Source organism: Actinoplanes sp. NPDC048796, assembly GCF_040650035.1.
Taxonomy (GTDB): domain Bacteria; phylum Actinomycetota; class Actinomycetes; order Mycobacteriales; family Micromonosporaceae; genus Actinoplanes.
The window spans coordinates 57001-82545 of record NZ_JBEZGO010000008.1 but is presented as its reverse complement, the minus strand read 5'-3'; the positions used below and the strand labels follow the sequence as shown (position 1 = coordinate 82545).

Genomic DNA, 25545 nt, shown 5'->3' with positions numbered 1-25545 from the left:
AAGAACGGAGCAGCGCCGACCGATGAACAAGGGGTGGAAATGATTAGCGCCGACGAGCTGACGGTCGTGCATCACGATGACAGCGTGAGCCGGTTCACCGACGTGCGGTACACGCTGAACCGGGACGGCCTGTGGCTGGTCACGTCGGGCGGGGTCGAGCGTCATTTCGGGGCAAACGAGGTGCTCACCACCCACGCGCGGAGGCGGGCCGCGTAACGCGACCCGCCTGGCGGACGACGTCAGGTGCCGGGGCGGCGGCCGAACGTCTTGACCGTCATCCCGATCTTGCCGATGCCGTAGTACGCCTTGGCGTCGACCGGCAGCAGGTTGACGCAGCCGTGTGAGCCGCGCCACTTGTCGTGGATGTACGTGGTGGTCTGGTGGAAGCCCATCCCACCCTTGAAACGCTGCCAATAGGGCAGCCAGACCTCGTACGGGTCGGACCACTCCTTGGTCGTGCGCTTGTTGATCTTGTACTTACCGGCCGGCGTCCGGTAGCCCTTCATGCCGGTGCGGACGACGGTGAACGGCGTGATGCGCTTGCCGTTCTTCATCACCCACGAGGTCTGCCTGGTCAGGTTGACGCAGAACGTGACCCCGGACTTGGCGGCCTTGCAGTCGGCCACCTTGGTGTTCGCCAGGCGCGTGACCACGTCGAACGTGGTCGGGCCGGCGAGACCCTGAGCCGGCTGGATGCCGTACCTCTTCTGGAACTTCTTGATGTTGGCGCAGTCGGTCGCGGACTGCTTGCCGTCGACCGACATCTTGCCGAAGCCGCCGAGCTTGTTGAGCAGCGTCTCGACCTGCTTCTGGTACTTGCCCGTGGCGCAGCCAGCGGCTGCGGCCTTGGTCACGACGACCGCGGCCACAGGCTTGCTCACCACGGCGCCGGCACCGGCCGGTGACAGCGCCACGGCGCCGAGACCCCCGCCGACCAGGACCGCGATCGCGGTCCCGGTGAGGCGGGCGGCCACCCGTCTCACTCCCAATGTGGTTCCTCCCCAGGAAATGTGTTCGCATATCGAAGCACAGCCGTGCGACACACAGGTCCCGGGGAAGCGCCGTGGCGCGAATCCGGTAGTCAGTTGGCGTACAAAATGGACTATTTCATCGGGGTGGCGAAGTCCTGCACCCAGTACGTCGTGTGTTCACGGTCGATCGCCAGGCCGATGCCCATTTCCTGCAGATCACAGTTGAGGATGTTCTCGCGGTGCACCCGGCTGTGCATCCAGCCGTCGACGACCTCCCACGCGCTGTCCGCGCCCCGCGCGATGTTCTCGCCGTAGCGCTTCCAGTCGTAACCGGCGCGGCTCACCCGGTCGCCGGCACTGTCGCCGTTCGGCGAGTCGTGCTCGAAGTAGTCGCGCCGGGCCATGTCGGCCGCGTGCCGATTGGCGGCCTCGATGAGGCGCCGGTCAAGCTCCAGTGGTGCACAGCCACCCTGGCGCCGGTTCTGATTGACCAACACCAGGACCCTTTGCTGTACGGGGGCGGACGGGCTCGCCGAGATGTCGGCCGCCGTGACGTTCCGCCGGGCCGCGTCCATCACGCTGGACGGCCGCTGCACCTGCTGGCGCTGCACCTGCTGGCGCTGCACGCCGGCCCGCTGCGAGGCGGCCCGCTGCTCCGCCGCGCGCTGAGCCGCCGCCCGCTGCGCCGCCGCCCGCTGGGTGGCCGCGCGCTGAGCCGCCGCCCGCTGGGCCGCCGCTCGCTGGTCGGCCGCCCGCTGGGCGTCCTGCTGACGGTAGGAGAAGGCCGGCCGCTCCTCGTCCGAATTGTCGTAATCGTCGATCGAGTTGTCGTCGTCGCTTACGTTCGGGCGGTCGTCGGAGTCCCGGTAGTCGTCCGGCTCCTCGTCCACATCTGAATACCGGCCGTCGTCGGAGTGATCCGCCCCGAAGAACGGCCACCCGGGGAAGGCGAACCCTCCCCACCCCTGCGTGTCCGGCCTCTCGCCGGCATCCGCGGTGGTTGCCGCGACACCGCCCGCGAGCAACAGTGCCGACGCCGCCGCGCAGACGACCACTACAGGTTTCCGCATGCCCCGTAAACCCCATCGATTCCCGGGCGCCCGGCCTTCTCCGGTGCGCCGCTCGCCGGGGATCAACGTCACGACCCGGCCGCGGTCACTGACCTTCCGGCCGGCCGTATCCCGGCGCCGATCGGCGGCAATGCCTTCGATCCGCGGGGCGAGCAGGGGAAATACCTCGCTGGAGGGCAGCACGGGTGTCGCACAACCGCACAGACAATTCGGACAGTTCATTCGTACGGGGTAAGCCTGCGAGGTTGTCTTGGCAACCGGCCGGACGGTCCCGCCACAGTGGCCGGACTGGCAAGGTCTTCGCGGTGCGTAACCGATACCTGGATCTGCTTCGTGCCGCCGCCATCGTCCGGGTGATCGTGTACCACCTGTACGGCTGGCCGTGGCTCTCCGTCCTGCTCCCCGCCATGGGCGTGATGTTCGCGCTGGCCGGCTCGCTCACCGCCGCCTCCCTGGACAAGCGCGCGGCGGCCCAGGTGGTCACCTCCCGGCTGCGGCGCCTGCTCCCCCCGTTGTGGCTGCTGGGGCTCATCGCCGTACCGGTGATGCTGGTGACCGGCTGGGCGGCCGAGAGCGACGGCGAGCACCCGTTCAGTGTGCCGAGCCTGCTCTTCTGGCTGGTGCCGATCGGTGACCCGCCCGGCAGCGACCAGGCCCTCGACGTGTGGGAGCCGCTCTGGTACATCCGGGCCTACCTGTGGTTCGTGCTGCTCTCCCCGGTGCTCTACCTCCTCTACCGCAAGGCCGGCTGGGCCGCTGTCGCGCTGCCTCTGGCGATCATGGCGGCGCTGGACGTCACCGGCTTCACGCTGCCGGACACGGCCGACGCGGCGCTCTGGGACTTCGTGACGTACGGCGCGTGCTGGGTGGCGGGCTTCGCCCACCACGACGGCCGCCTGACCCGGCTCAAGCTGTGGATCGCGGGCCCGGTGGCGCTCGTGCTCGCGGCCGGCGCCTACTACTTCATGCGCGACGAGGGCACGTACGACCTGAACGACATCTCCGAGGCGCAGGCGCTGTGGTCCCTGGCGTTCGTGCTGATCGCGCTCCGCTGGCAGCCCTCGATGGCCTGGCTGCCGAAGGTGAAGCCGCTGGACCGCACGGTCACCCTGATCAACAACCGGGCCGTCACCATCTACCTGTGGCACAACATCGCGATCGCCGCGGTCTGGCCGGTCCTGACCTTCCTGGCCCTGGACGACCTGGGCGACCGCATCGGCCACGCCGGCGACCTGCTCGCGGCCTTCCTGCTGACCATCCTGGCCGTGCTGGCTTTCGGCTGGGTCGAGGACCTGGCCGCCAAGCGCCGGCCCCGGCTCTGGCCGGCCGGCCCCTCCACCCGCTCCGCCGACGCGCCCGTCGGTACCGTCGCCAACCCCGCCAGCCCTTCCGCTCCCGCCGCTCCCCTCAGCGCCCCCGCCGCACCGAGTCGCGCCTCCAGGGTCAGCGACACGGCGTCCGCGATGGCCAACCTCGGCGACGCCAAGCGCCGGCAGACCGCCGCCTCCGCGATGCACCGTCTGCCCGCCAATTGGCCACCGATCCCCCGCGCGGAGAACCGCGGCCCGGCGGCGCCCGACCCAGCGGGGCCCGGCACTTCGGCACCCGGCTCATCGGCGACCAGCCCGATCGATCGGCCGGACCCGGTGGCGGCCGACCCGCACACGGACGACCCCGGCCTTCCGGTGGCGGGCCGCCGCGCCGGCGCGCTCGGTGGCGATCCCGGAGCCAAACCCGCCCTCCCGGCCGGGTGGGGCGCCTCGCAGGAACCCCGGGAGTCAGGCCCCGACGACGCGACGGAGTGGTTCCGGGGACAGCACGCCCGGGACTGATCCGGGGGCGGAGCCGAGGAAATCTCGTAAATGACGGATGAATCACTACTAATCTGACGGAATGCGGCAGTACGGACTAGCGCCGGTGCTCCCCGGGAACGAGGGCGCCGGAGTGTCGGCCCTCGTCTTCCGGGCCGGGCCTCTGCTCTGCGCGCTGCGGCTGGACGAGGTCATCGAGACCATGCGGCCGCTCGAGACCCGGCCGCTGGCCGGGACGCCCGCCTTCGTGCGCGGGATCAGCGTGCTGCGGGGCGTGCCCACCCCCGTGATCGACGTGTCGCGGCTGCTGGGTGGCGGGTCGGCCGAACCCGAGCGGTACATCGCCGTGCGCACCGACCGGGGCGCCGTCGCCTTCGGCACCGGCGCCGTGCTGGGTGTGCGCAACGTCGAGGCCGAGCCCTCCGGCGGGCACCCGGCCCTGCTCGGCGGGGGCAACAGCCGCCTCGTGGCCGGGGTCGGCACCCTCGGCACCGAGCCGCTGCTGCTCCTGCAGAGCATGCGGGCCGTGCCGGACGACGTCTGGGAAGCCGCCGCCGCCGCGGGCGTGGCGCCATGATCGGCGCGAACGATCTGATCCGTTTCCGGGAGCTGCTGGCCCGCCGGCTCGGCTGGACCTTCGCCGACAACGATCTGAGGCAGCTCACCGGGACGCTGCGGGAGCGGGCCGGCGCCAGCGGGATGGGCGTCCGCGCGTACCTCGACCGTCTGTCCGCCCGGTCCTGGCCCGAGGAGATGGCCGTCCTGGTCGAGCGGCTCAGCATCACCGAGACCTACTTCTTCCGGCACGGCGAGCAGTTCCAGGCCCTGCGCGACGAGGCGCTGCCGGAACGGGTGGCGGCCCGGCGGGGTCAGCGCGTACTGCGGATGCTCTCGGTGGCCTGCTCCTCCGGCGAGGAGGCGTACTCGCTGGCCATCACCGGCCTGACGGTGCGGCCGGACAGCGACTGGATCATCGACGTGACCGGTGTCGACGCCAATCCGGCGGTGCTGAGCCGGGCCGAGGCCGCCCGCTATTCGGACTGGTCGCTGCGGGAGACGCCGGACGACGTACGCCGCAAGTGGTTCCGTCCGGAGGAGGACGGGTACCGGGTCGCCGACGAGGCCAGACGGCTGGTGCGGTTCAAGCGGCACAACGTGGCCGAGGACGACCCGCAGCTGTGGCGTGACGGCCGGTACGACGTGATCTTCTGCCGCAACCTGCTCATGTACCTGACCCCGGACGTGGTGTCGGCGCTGGTCGAGCGGATGACCGCGGCGCTGGCCCCGGGCGGGTTCCTGTTCCTCGGCCACACCGACTCGCTCGGCAGCCGGGCCGACGGCCTCGAACTGCGGCAGAGCCACCACGTCTTCTACTACCGCAAGACCGACAAGTCCCCCGCCGCTGTCGCGCCATCCGTTCCGGAAGCCGCGGCGCCGGCCGAGAAGGCGGAGCCGAAGGAGACCACGTACAACCAAGCTCTGCTCCTGCTCCGTGAGGAGCGCTTCGCCGAAGCCCTCGACCTGATCGACGGCGAGCGCGGCACCCTGCTGCACGGCGTCCTGCTGGCCCAGTCCGGCCGCCTCGGGGAGGCGATCGCCCTGGCCCGCCGGCTGATCGAGGAGAACGGCCTCGACCCGGACGCCCACCAGCTGCTCGGGCTGTGCCTGGAGGGCGGGTCGGCCGTGGCCGAGGCGATCGGCCAGTACCGTCTCGCCGCCTACCTCGATCCCGGCTTCGCCCTGCCCCGGATGCGCCTGGGCCAGCTGGCCCGGCGCGGCGGCGACGACCGGGCCGCCGCCGGCGAGCTGGAACGCGCCCTCGACCTGCTGGCCCGGGAGACCGAGGAGCGGATCACCCTGTTCGGCGGTGGCTTCGGCCGCCTCGCGCTGACCGTGCAGTGCCGCTCGGAGCTCGACGCGTGCGGGGTCCGGCGATGAACACCGTCGTGAGCCGCCTCGAGGAGCTGCGGAAGGACTTCGACCGCTCGTTCGCCGACCCGGTCCGCAGCCACGACGACGAGCAGGTCGAGCTGCTGGCGATCCGGGCCGGTGGGCGCCCGTACGCCATCCGCCTCTCGCAGACCTCGGGTCTGCACCCGGACCGCCCGGTCACGCCGCTGCCGGGCCCGCAGCCGGCCCTGCTCGGCCTGGCCGGTTTCGCCGGGCAGGTGGTGCCCGTCTACGACCTGGCCGCGCTGCTCGGCCATCCGGTCGGCGAGCGGCCGCGCTGGCTCGTGCTGGCCGGCGGCGACCCGGCGCTGGGCCTGGCCTTCCACGACCTCGACGGGCACATACGGGTCGCCAACGCCGACATCGTGCGGGAGGCCGGCGGCAGCGGGGCCGTCGGGAGCGTCCGCGGCATGGTCGGGCTGCCCGGCGGCGTCCGCCCGATCATCGACGTTCCCGCGACGCGCGCCACCGTGCACGCGCTGACCGGACACCAAGTCACCGACCAGGAGGCCGCACGATGATGGCGGGACGCACCTTCGGCACCAAGCTGGCGGCCGGTTTCGGCCTGACGCTGTTCCTGACCCTGCTGATGACCGTCACCTCGCTGGTGGCGCTGCGCTACGTGCTGCACACCAAGGACGCCGTGATCGACTCGGCGCGGGTGAACCTGGTCGGGGCCGAGGCGCTGAGCGCGCTCATGGAGTCCCGGATCGCCGACTACCGCGGCTACCTGCTGACCGGCACCGACGAATACCTCAGCGGGACGAACACCGACCGCTCCAAGTTCCTGGCCCAGCTCGAGTCGCTGCGCGAGACGATCGACAACCCGACCTCGAAGACCATGCTCCAGAAGGTCGCCGATTCCGAGGCGATCCACGCCGGACTCGTGTCGGGGCTGATCACCCAGCGGGCGAAGATCACCAACCTGAGAAGCGTGGCCCAGTTCAGCGGCAACGAGGCGGTCAAGGCGGCCCGGGTCACCGTGCAGAAGGCCATCGCCGACCTGATCGCGCAGGTGCAGCGGACGGTGAACGCCAAGAGCGACGCCTCGTCGACGCACGCCATGTGGGCGATGATCTTCATCATCGTGATCGGCGTGTTGCTCATCGGCGGCGCGGCCGGGGTCGCCTGGAAACTCAGCCGCGATCTGAAACGGGAGGTCGGCGCGGCCGTCGGGCACATCCAGAGCTCGTCGGCCCAGCTCGAGGCGGCCGCCGCGCAGCAGGCCGCGGGCGGCCGCGACCAGGCCAGCGCGATGAGCGAGATCACCACGACGATCAGCGAGCTGCTGATCACCTCGCGGCAGATCGCGGAGAGCGCCCAGCGCGTCTCCAAGGTCGCCGAGGAGACGGCGGAGGCGGCGCGCACGGGCGACGCCACGATCGACCAGACCCGCGCGTCGATCGCCGCCATCCGCACCCAGGTCGACCAGATCGTGCAGCACATGCTGGCCCTGGGCGAGAAGTCGCAGCAGATCGGCGGCGTGGTCGACCTCGTGTCCGAGCTCGCCGAGCAGACGAACATCCTGGCCATCAACGCGACCATCGAGGCCAGCGGCGCCGGCGAGTGGGGCCGCCGGTTCGCGGTGGTGGCCGAGGAGATCCGCAAGCTGGCCGACCGGACCGCGGCCAGCGCCAAGGAGATCCGCGCCCTGATCGAGGACGTCCGGGGCGCGGTCAACACGACGGTGATGGCCACCGAGATCGGCGCCAAGGCCGTGGACTCGGGATCCCGGCAGTTCGACGACGCCACCAGCTCGTTCCGCCGCATCGTCGGGCTGGTCTCGACCACCAGCGACGCCACCCGCGAGATCGAGTTGTCGACCAAGCAGCAGACCACCGCGGTCGAGCAGGTGAACGTGGCCGCCTCGGACACCGCCCGGGTCACCCGGGAGACCGAGGCCAGCGCGGTGCAGACGAAGCAGACCGCGGCCCACCTGACCACGCTCTCCAGCGAGCTGCTCGACCTGGTCGGCACCGGGCGTCACTGATGGCCGACCGCGATCCGCTGCGCTATTTCCGGATCGAGGCCGCCGAGCTGGTCGACCAGATCAGCGCGGGCGTCCTCGATCTGGACCAGCAGCCCGGCACCGAGGTGGTGGCCCGGCTGCTGCGCTACGCGCACACCCTCAAGGGCGCGGCCCGGGTGGTCAAGCAGCCGGAGATCGCGGAGCAGGCCCACGCGTTCGAGGAGGTGCTGGTCCCGCACCGCGACGACGCCTCTCCCCTGCCGGCCGACGAGATGCGCGAGCTCCTGCGCCTCAACGACGAGATCGCGAGCCGGGTCGCGTCCCTTCAAGGTCAAAATCCGGGTTCCGAGGTACGCGGGGTGGAAGCGGCCCCAGCACAGGAGACGCCGCCACCGCCCGATCCGGCGGCTCCCCCTCCGGAACCCGCCGAGACCGCCCCCGCGCCCGAGCGGGCCGTCACCGCCGACCTCGACGAGCTGCTGGACGCCATCGGTGAGGCCAACTCGCGGATCGCCCCGCTGCGGGACGGCAGCCGCACCCTGGCCACCCTCCACCGCCGGGTGGAGACCCTCGGCGACCGCCTGCGCACCGGCCGGATCGGCGGCGACGACGCCGTCACCCGGGGCAGCGTGCAGCGCCTCGCGGCCGACCTGGGCGCCCTCGGCCGCCGCCTGGTCGACGCCGTCGACCAGGTCGAACGGGAACTCGACGAGGTGCGCGGCCGGGCCGAGGGCCTGCGCCTGGTCCCCGCCGGCACCATCTTCACCGCCCTGCGCCGGGCCGTGCGCGACGCCGCCGACGCCGACGGCAAACGGGTCCACTTCCACGCCACCGGCGCCGACGTGCGGATGGGCCCGCAGCTGCTCAACCAGGTCAGCGGCGCCTTCCTGCACGTGGTGCGCAACGCCGTCGTGCACGGCGTCGAGCCGGAGCCGCTGCGCCTGGCCGCCGGCAAGCCGGCCGAGGGCTCGGTCACCGTGCACGTCGAACGGCGCGGCCGCTGGGCCGAGTTCCGCTGCACCGACGACGGGCGCGGCTTCGACCTGGACGCGCTGCGCCGCACCGCCGTGGACCGCGGCCTGCTCTCCCCCGGCGCCGATTCCGATCCGCGCACCCTGATCGACCTGGTGCTGCACGGCGGCATCAGCACGTCGCCGGCGGTGACCGACGTCGCCGGCCGCGGCATCGGCATGGACGTGGTGCGCGACGTGGCCGACCAGCTCGGCGGCAGCGTCTCGATCGACAACCGGCCGGGGCTCGGCGCCACCGTGCTGCTCGTCGTGCCGCTCACCCTGCTGAGCATGAACGGCCTGCTGGTCGAGGCGGGCGAGCACACCGTCACCATGCCGCTGGACGCGGTCCGCCGCTGCGTGCGCCTCTCGGCCGAGCAGACCTCGGTCGCCATCGACACCGGCCGGCTCGCCCACGAGGGCCGGGTGGTGCCGTTCCTGCCGCTGTGCCGCGCCCTGCATCAGGAGTCCGAGCTGACCGGGACCGGGGTGGCGATAGTGCTGAGCGCCGACGGCGAGACGGCCGCGATCGGCGTCGACCGGCTCGCCGGCACCACCACGCTGGTCGCCCGCCCGCTGCCCGACCTGGCCCCGGCCGCCCCGGTGATCGGCAGCGTCTCGATCGACCTCGACGGCAATCCCCGTCTGGTGCTGGACCCGCACGGCCTGGTCGCCCAGGCCCGCCAGGTCGGGCCCACGGCCGGCGGCCCGGCCACCGACACCACCGGCCGCCAGTTGCCCATCCTCGTGGTCGACGACTCGCTGACCACCCGCATGCTCGAGCGCAGCATCCTCGAGTCGGCCGGATACGAGGTCGACCTGGCCGCCTCCGGCGAGGAGGGCCTGGAGAAGGCCCGCTCCCGCGAGTACGGGCTGATCCTGTCTGACATCGACATGCCCGGCATCGACGGCTTCACCTTCGTGGCCGAGACCCGGGCCGACCCCACCCTGGCCCGGGTGCCGGCCATTCTGGTCAGTTCCCGGGCCACCGCCGAGGACCGCCGCCGCGGCGCCGAGGCGGGCGCGTCCGCGTACGTGGTCAAGGGCGAGTTCAACCAGGAAGAGCTCCTCTCGCACATCCGGAGGCTGATCCTTCGATGATCCGTGTCCTGCTCGTCGAGGATTCCGCGACCATGCGCAACCACCTGCGCGAATCGCTCGCCGCCGACCCGGAGCTCCAGGTCGTGGGCGAGGCGACCGACGGCCCCGACGCCGTCGCGATGGTGGCCCGGCTGCGCCCGGACGTGGTGACCATGGACATGATGCTGCCCACGATGAGCGGCCTGGTCGCCACCGAGCACATCATGGCCGAGCATCCGACGCCGATCCTGGTCGTCTCGTCGGCCGACCGGCAGGAGATGTTCAGCACCTACAACGCGCTCGCGGCGGGCGCGGTCGACGTGATGGAGAAGCCGCGCGGCGACGGCAGCGACGCCGACTGGGGCCGCCGACTCTGCCAGTCGGTGCGGCTGGTCTCGCGGATCCGGGTGATCACGCATCCCCGGGCCCGGCTGGACGGGCGGCCCAACGCCAGCCCGCCACGCGCGGCCGCGCCGGCCCCGGCCACCGTCGGGCCGGTCACCGAGACCTTCCGGGCGGTGGCGCTGGGCGCCTCCACCGGCGGGCCGGGCGCCCTCACCGAACTGCTGCGGGCGCTGCCCATCGGGTTCCAGCCGCCGGTGCTGTGCGTGCAGCACATCGCGGCCAGCGAGCCGTTCGCGGTGGCCTTCTCCGACTGGCTGGCCGGGCAGACCGGGCGCGACGTGGCCTACGCGCGCGACGGCACGCCGATCGGCGCGGCCACCGGCCGGGTGGTGCTGGCCCCGCCCGACCGCCACCTGTACGTGCGCGACGGCGTGCTGCGGCTCAGCGACGCGCCGCCCCGGCACTCGTGCCGCCCGTCGGTCGACGTGCTGTTCGAGTCGGTGGCGGCCGAGTTCGGCTCGGCGGCGGCCGGCTGCCTGCTGACCGGGATGGGCCGCGACGGCGCCGACGGCCTGCTGCGGATGCGCTCGCGCGGCGCCGCCACCTTCGCCCAGGACGAGGCCAGCTGCGTGGTCTACGGCATGCCGCGCGAGGCCGCCCTGCTCGGCGCGGCCGCGTACATCATGCCGCCGGCCCGGATAGCGGCCCGGCTGGTCGACCTGCAACCCTCCGGGAGCCGGCGATGACCCGGCAGGTGCTGATCGTCGACGACAGCCTCACCGTGCGGATGGACCTGCACGACGCCTTCAACGCGGACGGGTTCGCCACCATCCTGTGCGCGTCCGGGGCCGAGGCGCGGGCGGCGTTCGTGGCGGCCGAGTTCGACGTGGCCGTGCTCGACGTGATGCTGCCCGACGCCGACGGACTGGAACTGCTGACCGAGCTGCGGGGCATGCCGAGCCGGACGGGCGTGGTGACCGTGCTGCTGTCCAGCGAGGACGAGGTGGCCGACCGGCTGGCCGGGCTGCGCACCGGCGCCGACGAGTACGTCGGCAAGCCGTACGACGCCGGTTACGTCGTGGCCCGCACCCGGCAGCTGCTCGGCGACGGGCCCGTGCGGGCCGACGACCGCACCACGATCCTGGTCATCGACGACAGCATGACCTTCCGCGAGCAGCTGCGGGAGCTGCTGGAGGGTGAGGGGTACGCGGTGCTGACCGCGCCCAGCGGCGAGGACGGCCTGCGCACGGCGGCCGACCGGCGCCCGCAGGCGATCATCGTCGACGGTGTGATGCCCGGCATCGACGGCGCCACGGTGATCCGCCGGGTCCGCCTCGACCCGGCGCTGCGCGACATCCCGTGCATCCTGATGACCGCAGCCGACGACTACGCCACCGAGCTGCAGATGCTCGACGCCGGAGCGGACGCGTTCGTCCGCAAGCAGCAGAACCTGGCGATCGTGCCGGCCAAGCTGAACGCGGTGCTGCGGCAGAGCGCCGAGCAGCTGCCGATCGAGGTCACCGGCAGCCTGCACGGCCCGAGCAAGGTCCTGGCGCTGACCCCGGACAAGGATCGGTTGTCCGATCTGGCCCACGCGCTGCGGGCCGACGGCTACGACGTGGTGCCGGTCGCCGGCATCGACGACGCCCTCGACCTGCTGGCCGAGCAGCCGGTCGACTGCATCGTGCTCGGCATGGGCCTCTCCGGTGACCTGGGCCGCGACGCGTGCCGGCGCATCAAGGAGGTGCCGGTGATCGGCGAGACGCCGGTGGTGATGACCGGCGCCACCGACGAGGACATGCTCGAGTGCCTGGCCGCCGGGGCCGACGACTACGTACGGACGGAGTCCGGGGCCGAGGCGTTGCGTGCCCACGTCCGTACGCAGATCCGCCGCAAGCAGTCGCACGACGAGAGCCGCCGCATCCGCGAGGAGCTGATGCGGCGCGAACTCGACGCGGCCGAGGAGCGTTCGGCCCGGCAGCTCGCCGAGACCCGGGCCGCCCTGGTCGAGGAGCTGGAGTGGCGCAACCGCGAGCTGGAGGCGTTCTCCGGCTCGGTCTCGCACGACCTGCGCGGCCCGCTGCAGGTGATCAGCAGCTTCGCCGAGCACATGCTCGACGACGAGGACGACCCGCTCAGCGAGGAGGCCCGCCGCCGGCTGGGCCGCATTCAGGCGGCCGCGCTGCGGATGGCCGACCTGGTCGAGTCGCTGCTGATCCTGGCCCGGGCCAGCCGCGGCGACCTGCGCCGGGAGAGGTTCGACATGACCGCCACCACCTGGTCGGTCATAGGAGAGGTGGAGGCCCGCGAACCGGGCCGCGAGATCGGCTTCACCGTGCACGACGCGATGACCGCCGACGCCGACGAGGGCCTGGTCCGGGTCATCCTGGAGAACCTGATCAACAACGCGGTCAAGTTCACCCGCAAGGTCGAGCGCCCGGCGATCGAGGTGGGCCGCACGCCGAGAGGCTTCTTCGTCCGCGACAACGGGGCCGGTTTCCCGGCCGGCAAGGCGGGCGAGCTGTTCCGCCCGTTCGCCCGGCTGCACAAGGCCGAGGAGTTCCCCGGCACCGGCATCGGCCTGACCACCGTGCACCGCGCGGTGGAGCGCCACGGCGGCGAGATCTGGGCCGAGGGCGAGGACGGGCGCGGCGCCACCTTCTGGTTCACCCTGCCGCCGGCGCCTCCGGCCGATCCGCCGGGACCGGAGCGCCGGGGCCAGGCGCGGCGTCACGGTTAGCCGACACCTCGTCCATGTGCGTCTCGGCCCAGCGTTTGAGTGCGCGCATCGTCTCGTGCAGGGAAAGGCCGAGCGGAGTCAGCTCGTACGAGACGGTGACCGGGACCGTCGGCGTCACGGTGCGGCTGACCAGGCCGTCGCGCTCGAGCGAGCGCAGCGTCTGGGTGAGCATCTTCTGGCTGACGCCGGCCAGCAGCCGGGACAGCTCCGAGTAGCGCATCGCCCGCGGCTCGCCGCCGCAGTCCGGCCCGCTGCCCAGCGCGCTCAGGATCAGCGTGACCCACTTGCCGGAGATCCGCTCGAGCAGTTTCTGGCTCGGGCACAAGGCCAGGAACGCGTTGTACTCCGCCTTCGCTTCGGCCCGCCGCCGCGCCGCCGTCGTCGTCGCCATGCCACCCGCCCGTGCCTAACGCACCCTGAGGTGCCCACTTCCCAATGGAGAGTTACCAGCTCAGAGTAGAGCGCATGTCAAACACTTCCCTTCCCGGCGGCACCTGGACGCTCGGGGACCTGACCGTCACCCGCTTCGGCTACGGCGCCATGCAACTCGCCGGCCCGTGGGTGATGGGGCCGCCGGCGGACCGCGAGGGCGCCCTGGCCGTCCTGCGCGAGGCGGCCGAACTCGGCATCACCCACATCGACACCAGCGACGCGTACGGCCCACACCTCACGAACCGGCTGATCCGCGAGGCCCTGCACCCGTACCCCGCGGACCTGCACGTCGTGACCAAGGTCGGCGCCACCCGGGACGCCCAGGGCGGCTGGCCGCCGGCCCGCGACCCCGACAGCCTGCGCCGCCAGATCCACGAGAACCTGCGGAACCTGGGCCTGGAGACCCTCGACGTGGTGAACCTGCGTCTCGGCACCGCCGAAGGCCCGCAGCCGGGTTCGGTGGCCGAGGCGTTCGCGACCCTGGCCGGCCTCCAGCGGCAGGGCCTGATCCGGCACCTCGGCGTGAGCAACGCGACCGCCGACCAGGTCGCCGAGGCGCGGTCGATCGCCCCCATCGTGTGCGTGCAGAACATGTACAACCTGGCCCACCGACACGACGACGCCCTGATCGACGAGCTGGCCGCCGACGGCATCGCCTACGTGCCGTTCTTCCCGCTCGGCGGCTTCAGCCCGCTGCAGTCGGGCGCACTGACCGCCGTGGCGACCCGGCTGGAGACGACACCGATGTCCGTGGCCCTGGCCTGGTTGCTGCGGCGCTCCCCCAACATCCTGCTCATCCCGGGCACGTCCTCCGTCGCCCACCTACGGGAGAACGTGGCCGGGGCCGCCCTCACCCTGACCGAGGACGACGCCGCCGAGCTGGAGAAAATCGCCCTGTGACGTGGAGGCCGCGGTGCCTGGCCGGAGCCACGTGCCGCGGCTAAACTCCGCCGCGGAGGGCCGGACCATATCGAGGACGGCGGGGCCGAGACGAGGATGTGGCCGGTTGACCCATGGCGGACGACCTGAGCAGCTGAAGCCCTCGATCACCGGTAAGGCCGCCCTAACGATCGCGCAATGCCGAGAGATCCATCGTCTGGCCGTGGCAGGCCGGGAGTCGACAATCGCGAGGGACGCCGGTGGCCGGTTGGCCGAAGCGTTGCTGCGCCGATCACGATTCGCTGAGGTAGCGGCTCTCGCCAACGCCACTCTTTCACTTGGCAAGGACGCAGATGCGTTCTATCACCTAGGCAGGTCCCTTGCCTCGACAGGGCAGAGCCGCGAAGCCTTGGCTAAGTTCCAACAGGCGTGGGATTCGCACCGCGAGGCGGGCAACCACGCCGGCGAGGCGTCTGCCCTCTCCGGCATAGGACTAACCTACAACCGCATCGGTGATCACCGACGCGCCTTGATGTACTACGAGCAGTCGCTTCGCATCACCCGAGAGATAGGCGACCTCGCAGGCGAAGCCACGGTCCTTCAGAATATCGGTCTCGCACACAAGGACCTTGGAGACCTGAGACAGGCCCTAGCTTACTACGAGCAGGCCTATTCCATTACCCAGAAAGAAGGCGACCGCGCAAGAGAAGCAACCATTCTCAGCAATATCGGTGCCGCATACGGTGGCCTGGGAGACCAGCAGAAGTCCTTGGGTTACCTACATCAGTCCTTGCCTATACGCCGACAGGTCGGCGACCGTGCAGGCGAGGCAGCGACCCTTCACAACATTGGCGCCGCGTACGACAATCTTGGAGATTGGCAGCAAGCTCTGGCTCACTACCACGAGGCCTTGCTCATTTACCGAGACGTCGGTGACCGCCCGGGAGAAGCAGCCGCACTTCACGGTGTTGGCCTCGCGCAGAACCAGCTCGGTGACCAGCAGGGCGCCATGACGTATTACGAGCAGGCTCTGGCGATCGCCCGAGAGTTCGAGGCTCGAACCATTGAAGCGACTACGCTCAGCGACATCGGCCAAATCCGCTTCGGCCGAGGTGATCTCGCGGGCGCCAAGCAAGCGATCGATGAGGCGCTCAAAATTGTGCGCGTCATAGGTGACCGAAGCCTCGAGGCTGTGCTGGAATTCAACTTGGCCGCCTTGTTCACCCACATGGAACGACGGGACGACGCCGTCAAGACTCTATGCCGGGCGATATCCTTGGCGGAACAAACGGAACACCCAGCGCTGGCCGACATGCGGGAATTTCTCGTTCGAATCCAGCAGTAGGCCGTGGAGCAGGACAGGCCCGTGCAGTCGCCGGCCGGCGACTGCACGGGTGCGGCTTTCAGTTGGCGTACGTGAGGCCGTCGGCGATGACCTGGGGGCGGCCGGCGGTGCCGGCGACCACGATGGTGAAGGTGTGTGCCTTGGCCGGCATGTTGCGGACGAACAAGGTCTGGCGGTACGCGGTGGTGGCGGCCTTGGTGTCGAGCGTGGCCACCTTCGTCCCGTCGACGTAGACGTACACGACGCCGGTCGCCTTGGTGCGGGTGAAGGTCAGGGCGGCCGAGCGGCCGTTGAACGTCCACGACAGCTTGGCGTTCTTGGCGCTCGCGGCCAGGGCCTTGCCGCCCAGGTAGGCCGAGCCGGACCGGGCCGCCCAGGTGCCGGTGCGCTTGGCCGAGGTCTCGGGGACCTGGGTGACCTTGCGCGTGGCGGCGGCGGCCCGGCTGTTGCCGGCCAGGTCGCGGGCGGTGATCGTGTACGTCAGGGCGGCGTTCGGGCGTACCGACGTGTTCCACGCGGTGGCGGCCGGGGCCAGTGTCGCCGAGCCGGGCGAGGTCGTCTTGCCGGTCTGGGCGACCACCCGCACGTTGTCGGCCGAGCGCCAGACCACCGATACCGGGACCGAGGTGGCCGAGTACGTGCCGGTGCGCAGCATCACCGACGGGGCGCCGGGGAAGGTGGGCGGCGTGGCGTCGGCGACGATCCGCACGGCGGGGGTGGTGTCGGCGACGCCGGTGGCGTGCACGGCCCGGACCGCGATGGTGTGCGAGCCGGCCGGGACGGCCACGGTCGCCGTGCGCGCGGTGCCGGCCACGGTGGCGACCACGACGCCGTTGCGGAGGATGTTGAAGCGGTTGACGTTGCCACCGGTCAGGGTCCAGTTCACGGTCGCGGTGGTACGCACGTAGGTGACACCGGCCGACACCGTCCCGGCCACGTTCCTCAGCGCCAGGCCCGGCAGCGCCGCCTTGGCCCGGATGGCGCCGAGCAGCGGGTACATCGCGTCTCCGGGGCATGCGGTGTTATAGCCGGAGCTGGCCTCGCTAGTAGGCACCCGCTGGCCGTCCTTGTGGCCGGAAACTCGCGGGAACGTGACCTTCGTGCCCTTCGGCCAGATACGGCCGTCCACGCCCTCGACCATCTCTCCCGTCGTCGCAGGGTCGAAGCCGTAGGCGGTGAGCCGTGCCGCCGCCAGCTGCGAGATGGTCTTCAACGCGGCGGCGGATGGCTGGAGTTTGGTGTAGTCACCGATCAGGGCGATGCCGACCGAGGCTGTGTTGAACCCGACCGTGTGGGCGCCGATGACGGCCTTGGTGGCGCTGCCCTTGCGACCCTCGTAGAGGGTGCCGCACTTGTCGACGATGAAGTTGTAGCCGATGTCGTCGAACTTGTCCTCGAGGTCCCGCGCCATCATGCTGCGGAGGATCTTCGGCGTGTTGGCGCAGCTCTCGTCGTTACCGAAGGCAGTGTGGTGTACCCACACCACCTTGACGCCCTCGGTGGCCACGTCGGCCGGAGCCTTGACCGTGTCCTCGAGAGCGCCCCACTGGGCGCGGGTCACCATTGCCGGCATGGCCGCCTTGGCCACGACGGGGGCCGACGTGGCTTCGGGGGCGGCCGCGGCGGCCGACGCCGGGGTGGAGGGTTCGGCCAGCATGCCGCCGCCGGCGCCGCCGGTCGGCGGGGCGTCCGGGTCGATCAGGTTGAGCCGCAGCCCGGCCGGCAGGCCGGTCGCCGTGGCGCCCTCGACGCGGGCGGCCACCCCGTCGGACGGCCCGGCCCACAGCGGCTCCGTGCGCCCGCGCACGCGCGCCGCCTCGGCCGGCCGGTCGGCGGCGGCCTCGGCGACCTCGAGCGACTGCCAGTCGGTCCAGGCCCCGGTGGCGGCGCTGCGGGTGCGCACCTGCACGGTGCCCTTGGGCGCGGCCTTCGGGTCGTCCCAGCTCACGCTGACCATGCTGAACTTCGTGGTGGCCCGCTGCGGCAGATCGACCTTGCCGGCGGCGGACGCGCCCAGCCCCACCTTGGTGACGACGGTGCGCACCGGCGCGTTGGGCAGCACCGGCGCCTGCGACTCGGGCGCCGCGGCCGCCACCACGGGCGCCGCCGACGCCGTGGACGCCGCCGCCGGCGCCGCGGCGGCGGAGGTTGCCGCGGCCGTCGTGGCCGCCGGTTCCTGGAAGGCCAGCGGCGCGGCCGCCGAGTCGGGCCAGGCCAGCGCGGCGATGCCGCCGCCGGCCGCGAGCACCGCCACCGCGGCCCCGATCGATAGTGCCACCTTGCGTTCCACGCGATCCCCCGTCGATCTGGAATTGGCCGCGTGAGAGTACCGGACCGGTGATCAGGCCTCCATCCCGAACCAGGGCCGGCAGGGATCGAAGCCCTCGATCGTGACCTCGGCGCCGGGCCAGCGTTCGGCGGTGAGCCGGAAGTGCCGCAATTCGGCGACCTCGCCGGAGGTGTCCACTATGCGGCTGAGGCCGTTGTCGGCGTACCCCAAATGTCTCGAGACCCCGAGCGACGCCGCGTTGACCGTCGTCGCCGAGCTGATCGCCGCGACGGCCCCGAGGCGGGCGAAGGCGAAGCCGAGGACGGCGGTACGCATCGCGATCCCCACGCCGCGCCCCCGGACCTGCGGGACCAGCCACGACGCGGTGTCCACGGTCCGCAGGGCCGGGAAGTTCTCGCCTTCGAGGGTCTGGACCCCGACCAGCTCACCGCCGTACGCGACGGCGAAGTGCAGCACCCAGGAGGCGGGGTCCCAGGTGCCTAACGCCTTCCAGTAGCCCTGGCAGAACAGCCGCCGCTCGTTGCCGGCGAAGCTCTGCGCGGGCCACATGGCCAGGCGCGGGTCGTGCCCGGCGTCGCCGGGGAGCACGGCGGCGAGCTCCGGCAGGTCCGCCTCGCGCATCGGCCGCAGCACGACGTCGCGGTGGACCAGCCGGAGCCCGAACAACGGCCAGAAGTCATCCATGCATGACTGTCTACTCCGTTCCGAGCGCCGCCACCGGGCTGACCTTCGCCGCCTTGCGCGCCGGCAGCACCCCGGCCAGCGCGGTCAGCGCGATCAGCACCACGAAGACCACCGCGAGCTGGCCCACCGGAACCGCCAGGGGCGCGTTCACGCCGAGCGCCTTGACGGCCAGCAGCGCGTACGGGACGCCCAGGACCAGCCCGATGGCCGCGCCGATCACGCCGTACAGCGCCGACTCGGCCGTCAGCATGGCCCGCAGGCCGCCCTGGGACAGACCGACCGCGCGCAGCACCCCGGACTCGCGGACCCGTTCGACGACCGACAGGGCCGTCGTGGTGCCGACGCCGACCACCGCGATGGCCACGGTGAGCCCGATCAGCCCGAGCGCGATCACCAGCAGCAGGGTGAGCTGCTCGTCGATCTGGTCGCGCTGGTCGGCCAGCACGTCGGTGTGGAAACCGGCGCCGGCCACGCTCTCGTCGATCGCGCGCTTGCCGTCGGTGCGGCCCTTCTCGCCGCTCTCGGCCGCGTCGGCCAGGACACCGGAGTACGTGGCGGGCGCGCCCAGCTTCGTCAGGTCGCCCGGGTCGAGCACGACGGCCGAGCCCAGCGGCCCGGAGTCGGGCAGTCGCGCGGCGATCGTGAACGTCCCGCTCCGCTTGCCGGCCACCAGCGTGATCTTGTCGCCCACGCCCAGCCCGGTCGTCTCGGCGGTGAAGCCCGAGATGACCGCCGAGCCCGGCTTGAGGTCCTTCACCGACCCGGCCGTCACGTCGAGCTTGTCCAGCTCGGGCAGCGAGCCCATGGTCAGGTCGACCGCGGTCAGCCCCTCGACGTTGCCGATCTTCGTGGTGATCCGCCGGTACGGGGTGACGTGGGTGAGCTCGCGGCGATCGCGCAGCTTGTCGACCAGCGCCACCGGCATCGACGCCAGGTCCTCGCCGGTCACCTCGTAGTCGGCCGGCGCCGAGGCGGCGGCCTCCCGCTCGGCCAGCACCCGGATCGACGCGCCGCCCACCAGCGCCCCGGCGATCAGGGTGACGCCGAGCGCGACCACGACCGAGACGGCGGCGGCCCGGCGCGGCGCCGCGCCCACCCCACCGGCGGCCAGCCGGCCGACCGGCCCCGAGCGCCGGATCGGCGCGCCCAGCAGGGCCAGCACCGGCCGCACGAGCACCGGGCCGAGGGCGACCAGCGCGAAGAAGGCCAGCGCGCCCGATCCGACGACGGCGAACAGCATCGGCGTCGGGTCGTAGTCCTTCGGGTCACGGCCGGGCAGACCGTTGATGACGTACGCGGCCGCGAGCCCCGCCCCGGCCGCCAGCACCAGGCCGGTCACCCAGCGCAGGGCGCCGATGTCGCGGCGGGAACCGGTCGTGCCGGAGCTGCGCAGGGCCTCCAGCGGTGACACCCGGGCGGCCGAGGCGGCCGGCGCCAGCACGGCCAGGACGGTGATCAGGACGGCCAGCGCGACCGTGCCGAGCGCGGCCGGCACCGGGAAGCCGGGCGAGGAGATCTTGAAGCCGAACCAGCCGGTCACGACCGGCAGCAGGTGGCCCAGGCCGAGCGCGATCAGCACGCCGGCCAGGCCGGTGACCAGTCCGGTCAGGGCGCCCTCGGCGGCCAGCGACCGGGTGATCGAGCCGCGGCCGGCGCCGACCGCCCGCAGCAGGGCGAGCTGGCGCATCCGCTGGGCGAACATGATGCGGAACGTGGAGGTGGCGACCAGTCCGGCCGCGACCACGGCGATCGCGACGAACATGGCGATCACCGCGAAGACCGCGTTGACGCCGGACGCCTTCGCCTCGGCCTCCTCGAGGCGCACGTCGGCGCCGGTGGCCACCTCGGCGCCCTTGGCGATCGCGGTGACGCGATCCTGGACGCCCTCGGCGCCCGGGGCATACCGGAGTTCGACCCGGCTGGCCTGCCCGACGCCGGTCATTGCGATGACGGCGCTCGTCGGGGCGTACGCCTGGAAACCGTAATCGTCGCGGGCCTTGACCAGGCCGACCACCGTGACCCTGGTCGGCGGCAGGGGTTTGCCGTCCTCGGAGTAGCGCAGCTGGACGCTGACCGTCTGCCCCAGCGCGAGGCTCATCCGCTCGGCCGTGCGCGGGGTGACGGCGATCTCGCCCGCCTTCTGCGGATAGCGGCCCTGGGTGACAGTGGCCAGCGCCAGCGGCCCGCTGCCGGGGTCCGACTGGAGTTGCAGGTAGTCGTCGGTGCCGACCATGCCGCCGGCGTCGATCCGGGCGACCGCCTCGGCGACCCCGGGGACCTGGCCGATCGCGGCCGCCGTCTTCGTGCTGATGTCGCCGTTCCGGACGACCAGGTCGACCGCCTCCGGCGTGCCGCTCAGACCGTTGAGCACGCTGCGCTCGGTGATCTGCTGGGCCAGGACCGACGCGTAGACGACGAACGAGACGACCAGCACGGCCAGGCCGGTCAGCAGCAGCCGGGTGGGGCGGCGGGCCACGCCGCGCATCTGGGTACGCAGCACGCTCATCGGGCGGCCGCCAGTCCCTGGAGCGCGTCGGTGACGCTGGCGGTGTCCGGGCGGTCGATCTCGCCGGCGACCCGGCCGTCGGCCAGCAGCACGACCCGGTCGGCGTAGGCGGCCGCGCCCGGATCGTGGGTGACCATGACGATGGTCTGCCCGAGTTCCCGTACGGAATTGCGCAGGAAGAGCAGCACCTCGGCGCCGGACCGGGAGTCGAGGTTGCCGGTCGGCTCGTCGGCGAAGACCACCTCGGGGCGCGAGACCAGCGCGCGGGCCAGGGCGACCCGCTGCTGCTGGCCGCCGGAGAGCTCGCCGGGCCGGTGGTCGAGGCGGCCCGTGATGCCGAGCGTCTCGGTGAGGTGCGTGTAGAGATGCCGGTCGGGCTTACGGCCGGCCAGCTCCAGCGGCAGCGTGATGTTCTGCGCGGCGGTGAGCTGCGGCAGCAGGTTGAACGCCTGGAAGACGAAACCGATCCGCTCCCGGCGCACCTTCGTCAGCACCTTGTCGGACTGCTTGGTCAGGTCGGTGCCGCCGAGCAGGGCCTGCCCGCTGGTGGCGGTGTCCAGACCGGCCAGGCAGTGCATGAGGGTCGACTTGCCGGAGCCGGACGGTCCCATGATCGCGGTGAACTGGGCGCGGGCGAACCCGACGGTCACGCCGTCCAGGGCCCGTACGGCGGTGTCGCCGTGGCCGTAGACCTTGGTCAGGTCGACCGCGGCGACGGCCGCCATCGTGTCGGGGAGTACGGGCGTCTGCATGGAATCTCCACTGGGCGTCGTGTCGTTGAGTACGACGCCCATGCTGGTTCTTTTGATCAGCCCCGCACATCCGCCCGCGGCCAGGGATCCGGATCTGCCTTTCGGCCGATGAAGGCGCGCTCACCTGCAACTACGCTGGGTCACGATGCAGACGAACACGAACCGGTTGATCCTGCTCCGCCTCGGGCAGTTCCTCGCGCTGGCCGCCATGGCCGTGCTCGGGTTGTTCGACGTCGCGCAGGGCCTGCTGCGCGACTCGGAGCTGCTCGGCCTGCTCCAGGTGCTCCTGGCGATCGCCGCCGCGGTCGTCTGGCTGCCCGCGCACAAACAGGGGTCCACCACTCTGCCGAAAGTCGCAGTGGTGCTCGGCCTGGCCTCCCTGACCATGACCGTGACGGTCGTCCTGGCCTACCGCAGCGACTACAGCTACCTGAGCTGGGGCCTGGCCGAGTCGGCGGCCCTGCTGGGCGTGCTGTTCGTGCTGGCCCGGCGGGCCAAGCCCGGCTGGGCGGTGGCCGGCGTCATCGCGGTCGGCGCGGCGGTCAGCTTCCAGCCGCTGCGCGGCGGCCAGGGCGCCGAGTTCGTCATCTTCGGCCTGATCCAGGCCCTCGCCGGGGCCGCCGCCATCGGCGTCGGCATCTACCTGCGCATCCTGGAGAGCTCCCGGGAGCGTGCGGTCGACGCCGTACGCGCCGAGCAGCGCGCCGAGTTCGCGCGCGACCTGCACGACTTCATCGCCCACCACGTGACCGGCATCGTCGTGCAGGCCCAGGGCGCCCGGTTCATCGCCGAGCAGGACCCGAAACGGGTGCTGCTGGCCCTGGAACAGATCGAGGAGGCCGGTGCCGAGACGATGGCCTCGATGCGCCGCATGGTCGGCGTGCTGCGCGACCCCTCCTCGTCACCCGACGCGCCCCTGGCCCCGGTGGCCGGGCTGGGCGAACTGCCGGTCCTGCTCGACCAGTTCAACTCGGCCGGCGGGGCGACCGCCCGCATCCACGTCGACGGCGACGCCGACGGCCTGCCGGTGGAGGTGTCGACCTCGGCCTACCGGGTGGTGATGGAGGCCCTGACCAACGTCCGCCAGCACGCCCCGGCGGCCCGGGTCGCCGACGTGTGGGTCCGCCGCACCCCCGACTGGCTGCTGGTGCGGGTGGCCAACGACGGTGTCCCGGCGCGCGCCGTCACCCCGAGAGATCGTCCGGGGTACGGTCTCGTGGGCCTCACCGAACGGGTCCGCGCGGTCGGCGGCCGGATCACCGCCGGTCCGGGCATCGAGGGCGGCTGGGTGGTCGACGCGGCCTTCCCCATTCCGTAAAGGCGGTTTCTTCAGGTGATTCGCGTACTGATCGCCGACGACCAGGCGATGGTCCGTACCGGCTTCGGCATGATCATCGGCGCTCAGCCCGACATGGAAGTCGTCGGCGAGGCCTCCGACGGCGTCGAGGCGGTGGCCCTGGCCCGCAAGCTGAAGCCGGACGTGGCGCTGTTCGACATCCGCATGCCGAAGATGGACGGCCTGGAGGCCCTGCGGCTGCTGGCCGGCCCCGGCGTGCCCGACCCGCTGCGCATCGTCGTGGTCACCACGTTCGACCTGGACGAGTACGTTCACCAGGCCCTGCGCAACGGCGCCGCCGGCTTCCTGCTGAAGGACTCCGGCCCGGCCCTGCTGATCGAGGCGGTCCGGGCCGCGGTCTCGGGCGACGCCCTGATCAGCCCCTCCATCACGGTCCGCCTGCTGGAACACCTGTCCCCGCCGGCGGCCGCGACCGACGAGGGCGGCCTGTCCCCACGCGAGCTGGAGGTGGTGAAGCTGACCGCCCGCGGCCTGACCAACGCGGAGATCGCGGCCCAGCTGTTCATCTCGGTCGGCACGGTGAAGACGCACCTGGGCAGCATCCACACGAAGCTCAACACCCGGAACCGGGTGGAGATCGCGGCCTGGGCCTGGGAGCGCCGCCTCGTAGGCTGAGGCCATGACCTCACTACAGCCCGTCGACGAGTCCTGGCAGCGCGGCCTGGCCATCGTGGCCCACCCCGACGACCTCGAGTTCGGCACCGCCGCCGCCATCGCCCGCTGGACGGCGCAGGGCAAGGACATCACGTACGTTCTGCTGACCAGCGGCGAGGCCGGCATCGACGGTCTGGACCCGGCCGAGGCGGCCCCCGCCCGCGAGCGGGAGCAGCGCGAGTCGGCCGCCATCGTCGGCGTCGAGCAGGTCGACTTCCTGGGCCTGCCGGACGGCGTCCTCGAGTACGGCGTACCGCTGCGCCGGGAACTGACCCGGGTGATCCGCACCCACCGCCCCGACATCATCATCACGAACAACTTCCGCGACAGCTGGGACGAGGCCGGCCAGGCCCTGAACATGTCCGACCACATGGTCACCGGCCGAGCCGTCCTCGACGCGGCCCGCGACGCGGCCAACCGCTGGATCTTCCGCGACCAGGGCCTGGACAAGTGGTCGACGCGCGAGGTGTGGGCCGCCGGTTCCCCCCGCTCAACCCACGGCGTCGACACCACAGACACGTTCGACCTGGGCGTCCGTTCGCTGGAGGCCCACGCCGCCTACCTGAACGGCCTGACCTCAGGCTCCTTCGACGCCGAGGAGTTCCTCGAGGGCTTCTCGCGCCAGTCCGGCACCCGCCTGGGCGTCCGCTACGGCGCCTCGTTCGAGGTCTTCAACCTCGGCCTCCTGTAAGCCGGGGCTTCACCGGCGGCCGGGCACGCCGCGGCGGGAGGAACGCAGCTCTTCCAGGGTCACACCGCCCACGACGCGGGCGATGTTCCCGTCGTGGTCGTCGCCGGCCAGCCGCCGCGCAAGCTCGTCGAGGTCGGCGATCTCCCCGAATTTCGCCCGCAGCAGCGCCCGCATCCCCTCGACGCGGCCCTGCTCCAGGCCCTGCTCCAGGCCCTGCTCCAGCCCTCGGCGAGCGATCTCGCGGCCGGACTCCGTCTGCTCGAGAACGTTGTTCATGCCTCTCCTTCGCAGAGCTTCCAGAAATTGGACCGCCAGGACACCTTGCACGAGCATACCCAGCTCGACCTGGACAAGCTTCTCCTCAGGCGAGCTGATCGCGGCAATCCGGTCGGCGACCTGTTCGACGACATCGGGTGGCGGTTTCTGCGACCACAACGCAAGCGGCGCCAAAGGCCCGGACAGCAACTCGCCCGGGTCCAGGTCGCCGGGAATGTCAACAGACAGATAGTCCATCTGGACCCGGTCACGGGTGAAGCGGCCCGGATAGCCACCGCCCTGCGGCCAGAGCACCACCTGATGGATCCGGTGCGTCGAGCGCCGGTGCTTGACCGCCAAGCCCGCCCAGTAGCCCACCATCCGTTCCTCGAAGTCCTCGGTGCGCTGGACCTGGATCTCGAAGTGGTAGAGGTCGGCGGGCTCGTCGTTGTCGTACTGAACTTCCAATATTTTGTCGCACTGGAGACTGCGTTGCCGCAGCTGCTCGGTCGGCCTCTCCACCACAACGGCCCCATCGTCGAGCTGTGCGCCGCAGAATACTTTCAGCGCGTCGCGGGGATGAGCCCCTAACAACGCTTTGTACAAGCCGTCGAAGTCGCGGGGAGGCGCCGCTCGCGCCGACGCGACATCGAGGGGCACGCTCTCAGGCATCATTCCTCCTCCGACGCCGGCCATCGACGTCGGAGACAGCTTTCCGCACGGCGTGACTACTAGTCAAGAGACGCGTTGCTTC

22 protein-coding genes are annotated in these 25545 nt (G+C 71.8%); 14 read left to right on the top strand and 8 right to left on the bottom strand.

All coding sequences use genetic code 11. The annotated features are described in order from the left end of the window. Positions 1-39 precede the first annotated feature (39 nt). On the top strand, positions 40-216 hold the full coding sequence (locus AB0C26_RS29670; RefSeq protein ID WP_360254170.1) for a hypothetical protein: 177 nt from the start codon (positions 40-42) through the stop codon (positions 214-216). A 23-nt stretch (positions 217-239) separates the two neighbouring features. Here the strand turns inward: AB0C26_RS29670 and AB0C26_RS29665 are convergent, their stop codons facing one another. After that, positions 240-989 (bottom strand): L,D-transpeptidase family protein, encoded by a 750-nt coding sequence (locus tag AB0C26_RS29665; RefSeq protein ID WP_360254168.1) that lies wholly within the window; start codon positions 987-989, stop codon positions 240-242. Positions 990-1102: 113 nt separating this feature from the next. Continuing rightward, entirely contained in the window at positions 1103-2041 is a 939-nt protein-coding gene (locus tag AB0C26_RS29660; protein ID WP_360254166.1) for a CAP domain-containing protein, read from the bottom strand. A 305-nt stretch (positions 2042-2346) separates the two neighbouring features. Between AB0C26_RS29660 and AB0C26_RS29655 the strand changes: the two genes are divergently transcribed. The 8 genes from AB0C26_RS29655 (at position 2347) to AB0C26_RS29620 (ending at position 12946) form a co-directional block, all read left to right on the top strand. Next, complete coding sequence (locus AB0C26_RS29655; protein WP_360254164.1) at positions 2347-3873, top strand: acyltransferase family protein; 1527 nt, start codon at positions 2347-2349, stop codon at positions 3871-3873. A gap of 61 nt (positions 3874-3934) precedes the next feature. Next, positions 3935-4429 carry a chemotaxis protein CheW gene (locus tag AB0C26_RS29650; protein ID WP_360254162.1) on the top strand — a complete coding sequence of 165 codons (495 nt, stop codon included), beginning with the start codon at positions 3935-3937 and terminating at the stop codon, positions 4427-4429. Continuing rightward, positions 4426-5790, top strand: coding sequence for a CheR family methyltransferase (locus tag AB0C26_RS29645; protein ID WP_360254160.1), 1365 nt, complete (start codon positions 4426-4428; stop codon positions 5788-5790). Before AB0C26_RS29650 ends, AB0C26_RS29645 begins: the two co-directional genes overlap by 4 nt. Further along, on the top strand, positions 5787-6323 hold the full coding sequence (locus AB0C26_RS29640) for a chemotaxis protein CheW (RefSeq protein ID WP_360254158.1): 537 nt from the start codon (positions 5787-5789) through the stop codon (positions 6321-6323). The genes AB0C26_RS29645 and AB0C26_RS29640 overlap by 4 nt, the downstream gene beginning before the upstream one ends. Further along, positions 6320-7792: a methyl-accepting chemotaxis protein gene (locus AB0C26_RS29635; protein ID WP_360254156.1), complete on the top strand. Its 1473-nt coding sequence runs from the start codon at positions 6320-6322 to the stop codon at positions 7790-7792. The genes AB0C26_RS29640 and AB0C26_RS29635 overlap by 4 nt, the downstream gene beginning before the upstream one ends. Next, positions 7792-9882 carry a response regulator gene (locus AB0C26_RS29630; RefSeq protein ID WP_360254154.1) on the top strand — a complete coding sequence of 697 codons (2091 nt, stop codon included), beginning with the start codon at positions 7792-7794 and terminating at the stop codon, positions 9880-9882. The genes AB0C26_RS29635 and AB0C26_RS29630 overlap by 1 nt, the downstream gene beginning before the upstream one ends. Further along, positions 9879-10952 carry a chemotaxis-specific protein-glutamate methyltransferase CheB gene (gene cheB / locus AB0C26_RS29625; protein ID WP_360254152.1) on the top strand — a complete coding sequence of 358 codons (1074 nt, stop codon included), beginning with the start codon at positions 9879-9881 and terminating at the stop codon, positions 10950-10952. The genes AB0C26_RS29630 and cheB overlap by 4 nt, the downstream gene beginning before the upstream one ends. Beyond that, complete coding sequence (locus AB0C26_RS29620; protein WP_360254150.1) at positions 10949-12946, top strand: response regulator; 1998 nt, start codon at positions 10949-10951, stop codon at positions 12944-12946. The genes cheB and AB0C26_RS29620 overlap by 4 nt, the downstream gene beginning before the upstream one ends. Here AB0C26_RS29620 and AB0C26_RS29615 read toward each other — a convergent pair. Further along, a complete protein-coding gene (locus tag AB0C26_RS29615; RefSeq protein WP_360254148.1) occupies positions 12873-13337 on the bottom strand; it encodes a helix-turn-helix domain-containing protein in 465 nt (154 codons plus the stop codon). The genes AB0C26_RS29620 and AB0C26_RS29615 overlap by 74 nt on opposite strands. 74 nt (positions 13338-13411) lie before the next feature. Here AB0C26_RS29615 and AB0C26_RS29610 point away from each other — a divergent pair, with 74 nt between their 5' ends. Both AB0C26_RS29610 and AB0C26_RS29605 read left to right on the top strand, forming a co-directional pair. Next, the gene (locus tag AB0C26_RS29610) at positions 13412-14278 is read left to right on the top strand and encodes an aldo/keto reductase family oxidoreductase (protein ID WP_360254146.1); all 867 of its coding nucleotides are present in this window, start codon (positions 13412-13414) and stop codon (positions 14276-14278) included. A 106-nt stretch (positions 14279-14384) separates the two neighbouring features. After that, positions 14385-15602: a tetratricopeptide repeat protein gene (locus tag AB0C26_RS29605; protein WP_360254144.1), complete on the top strand. Its 1218-nt coding sequence runs from the start codon at positions 14385-14387 to the stop codon at positions 15600-15602. 58 nt (positions 15603-15660) lie between these two features. Here AB0C26_RS29605 and AB0C26_RS29600 read toward each other — a convergent pair whose 3' ends face one another. Genes AB0C26_RS29600 through AB0C26_RS29585 form a run of 4 tightly spaced genes read right to left on the bottom strand, consistent with a single transcriptional unit; the run spans position 15661 to position 21834 of the window. Next, positions 15661-17892 carry an N-acetylmuramoyl-L-alanine amidase gene (locus AB0C26_RS29600; RefSeq protein WP_360254142.1) on the bottom strand — a complete coding sequence of 744 codons (2232 nt, stop codon included), beginning with the start codon at positions 17890-17892 and terminating at the stop codon, positions 15661-15663. Between the two features lie 51 nt (positions 17893-17943). Beyond that, on the bottom strand, positions 17944-18576 hold the full coding sequence (locus tag AB0C26_RS29595; protein WP_360254140.1) for a GNAT family protein: 633 nt from the start codon (positions 18574-18576) through the stop codon (positions 17944-17946). Positions 18577-18586: 10 nt separating this feature from the next. Then, entirely contained in the window at positions 18587-21082 is a 2496-nt protein-coding gene (locus AB0C26_RS29590) for an ABC transporter permease (protein ID WP_360254138.1), read from the bottom strand. Beyond that, positions 21079-21834 (bottom strand): ABC transporter ATP-binding protein, encoded by a 756-nt coding sequence (locus AB0C26_RS29585; RefSeq protein ID WP_360254774.1) that lies wholly within the window; start codon positions 21832-21834, stop codon positions 21079-21081. The genes AB0C26_RS29590 and AB0C26_RS29585 overlap by 4 nt, the downstream gene beginning before the upstream one ends. Positions 21835-21979: 145 nt before the next feature. On the opposite strand from AB0C26_RS29585, the gene AB0C26_RS29580 reads away from it, so the two are divergent. Genes AB0C26_RS29580 through AB0C26_RS29570 form a run of 3 tightly spaced genes read left to right on the top strand, consistent with a single transcriptional unit; the run spans position 21980 to position 24536 of the window. Then, entirely contained in the window at positions 21980-23152 is a 1173-nt protein-coding gene (locus AB0C26_RS29580; RefSeq protein WP_360254136.1) for a histidine kinase, read from the top strand. Between the two features lie 15 nt (positions 23153-23167). Next, positions 23168-23806, top strand: coding sequence for a response regulator transcription factor (locus AB0C26_RS29575; RefSeq protein WP_360254134.1), 639 nt, complete (start codon positions 23168-23170; stop codon positions 23804-23806). Between the two features lie 4 nt (positions 23807-23810). Continuing rightward, complete coding sequence (locus AB0C26_RS29570) at positions 23811-24536, top strand: PIG-L deacetylase family protein (protein WP_360254132.1); 726 nt, start codon at positions 23811-23813, stop codon at positions 24534-24536. A gap of 9 nt (positions 24537-24545) precedes the next feature. Here the strand turns inward: AB0C26_RS29570 and AB0C26_RS29565 are convergent, their stop codons facing one another. Then, positions 24546-25463, bottom strand: a complete 918-nt coding sequence (locus AB0C26_RS29565; RefSeq protein ID WP_360254130.1) for a hypothetical protein — start codon at positions 25461-25463, stop codon at positions 24546-24548. Positions 25464-25545 lie beyond the last annotated feature (82 nt).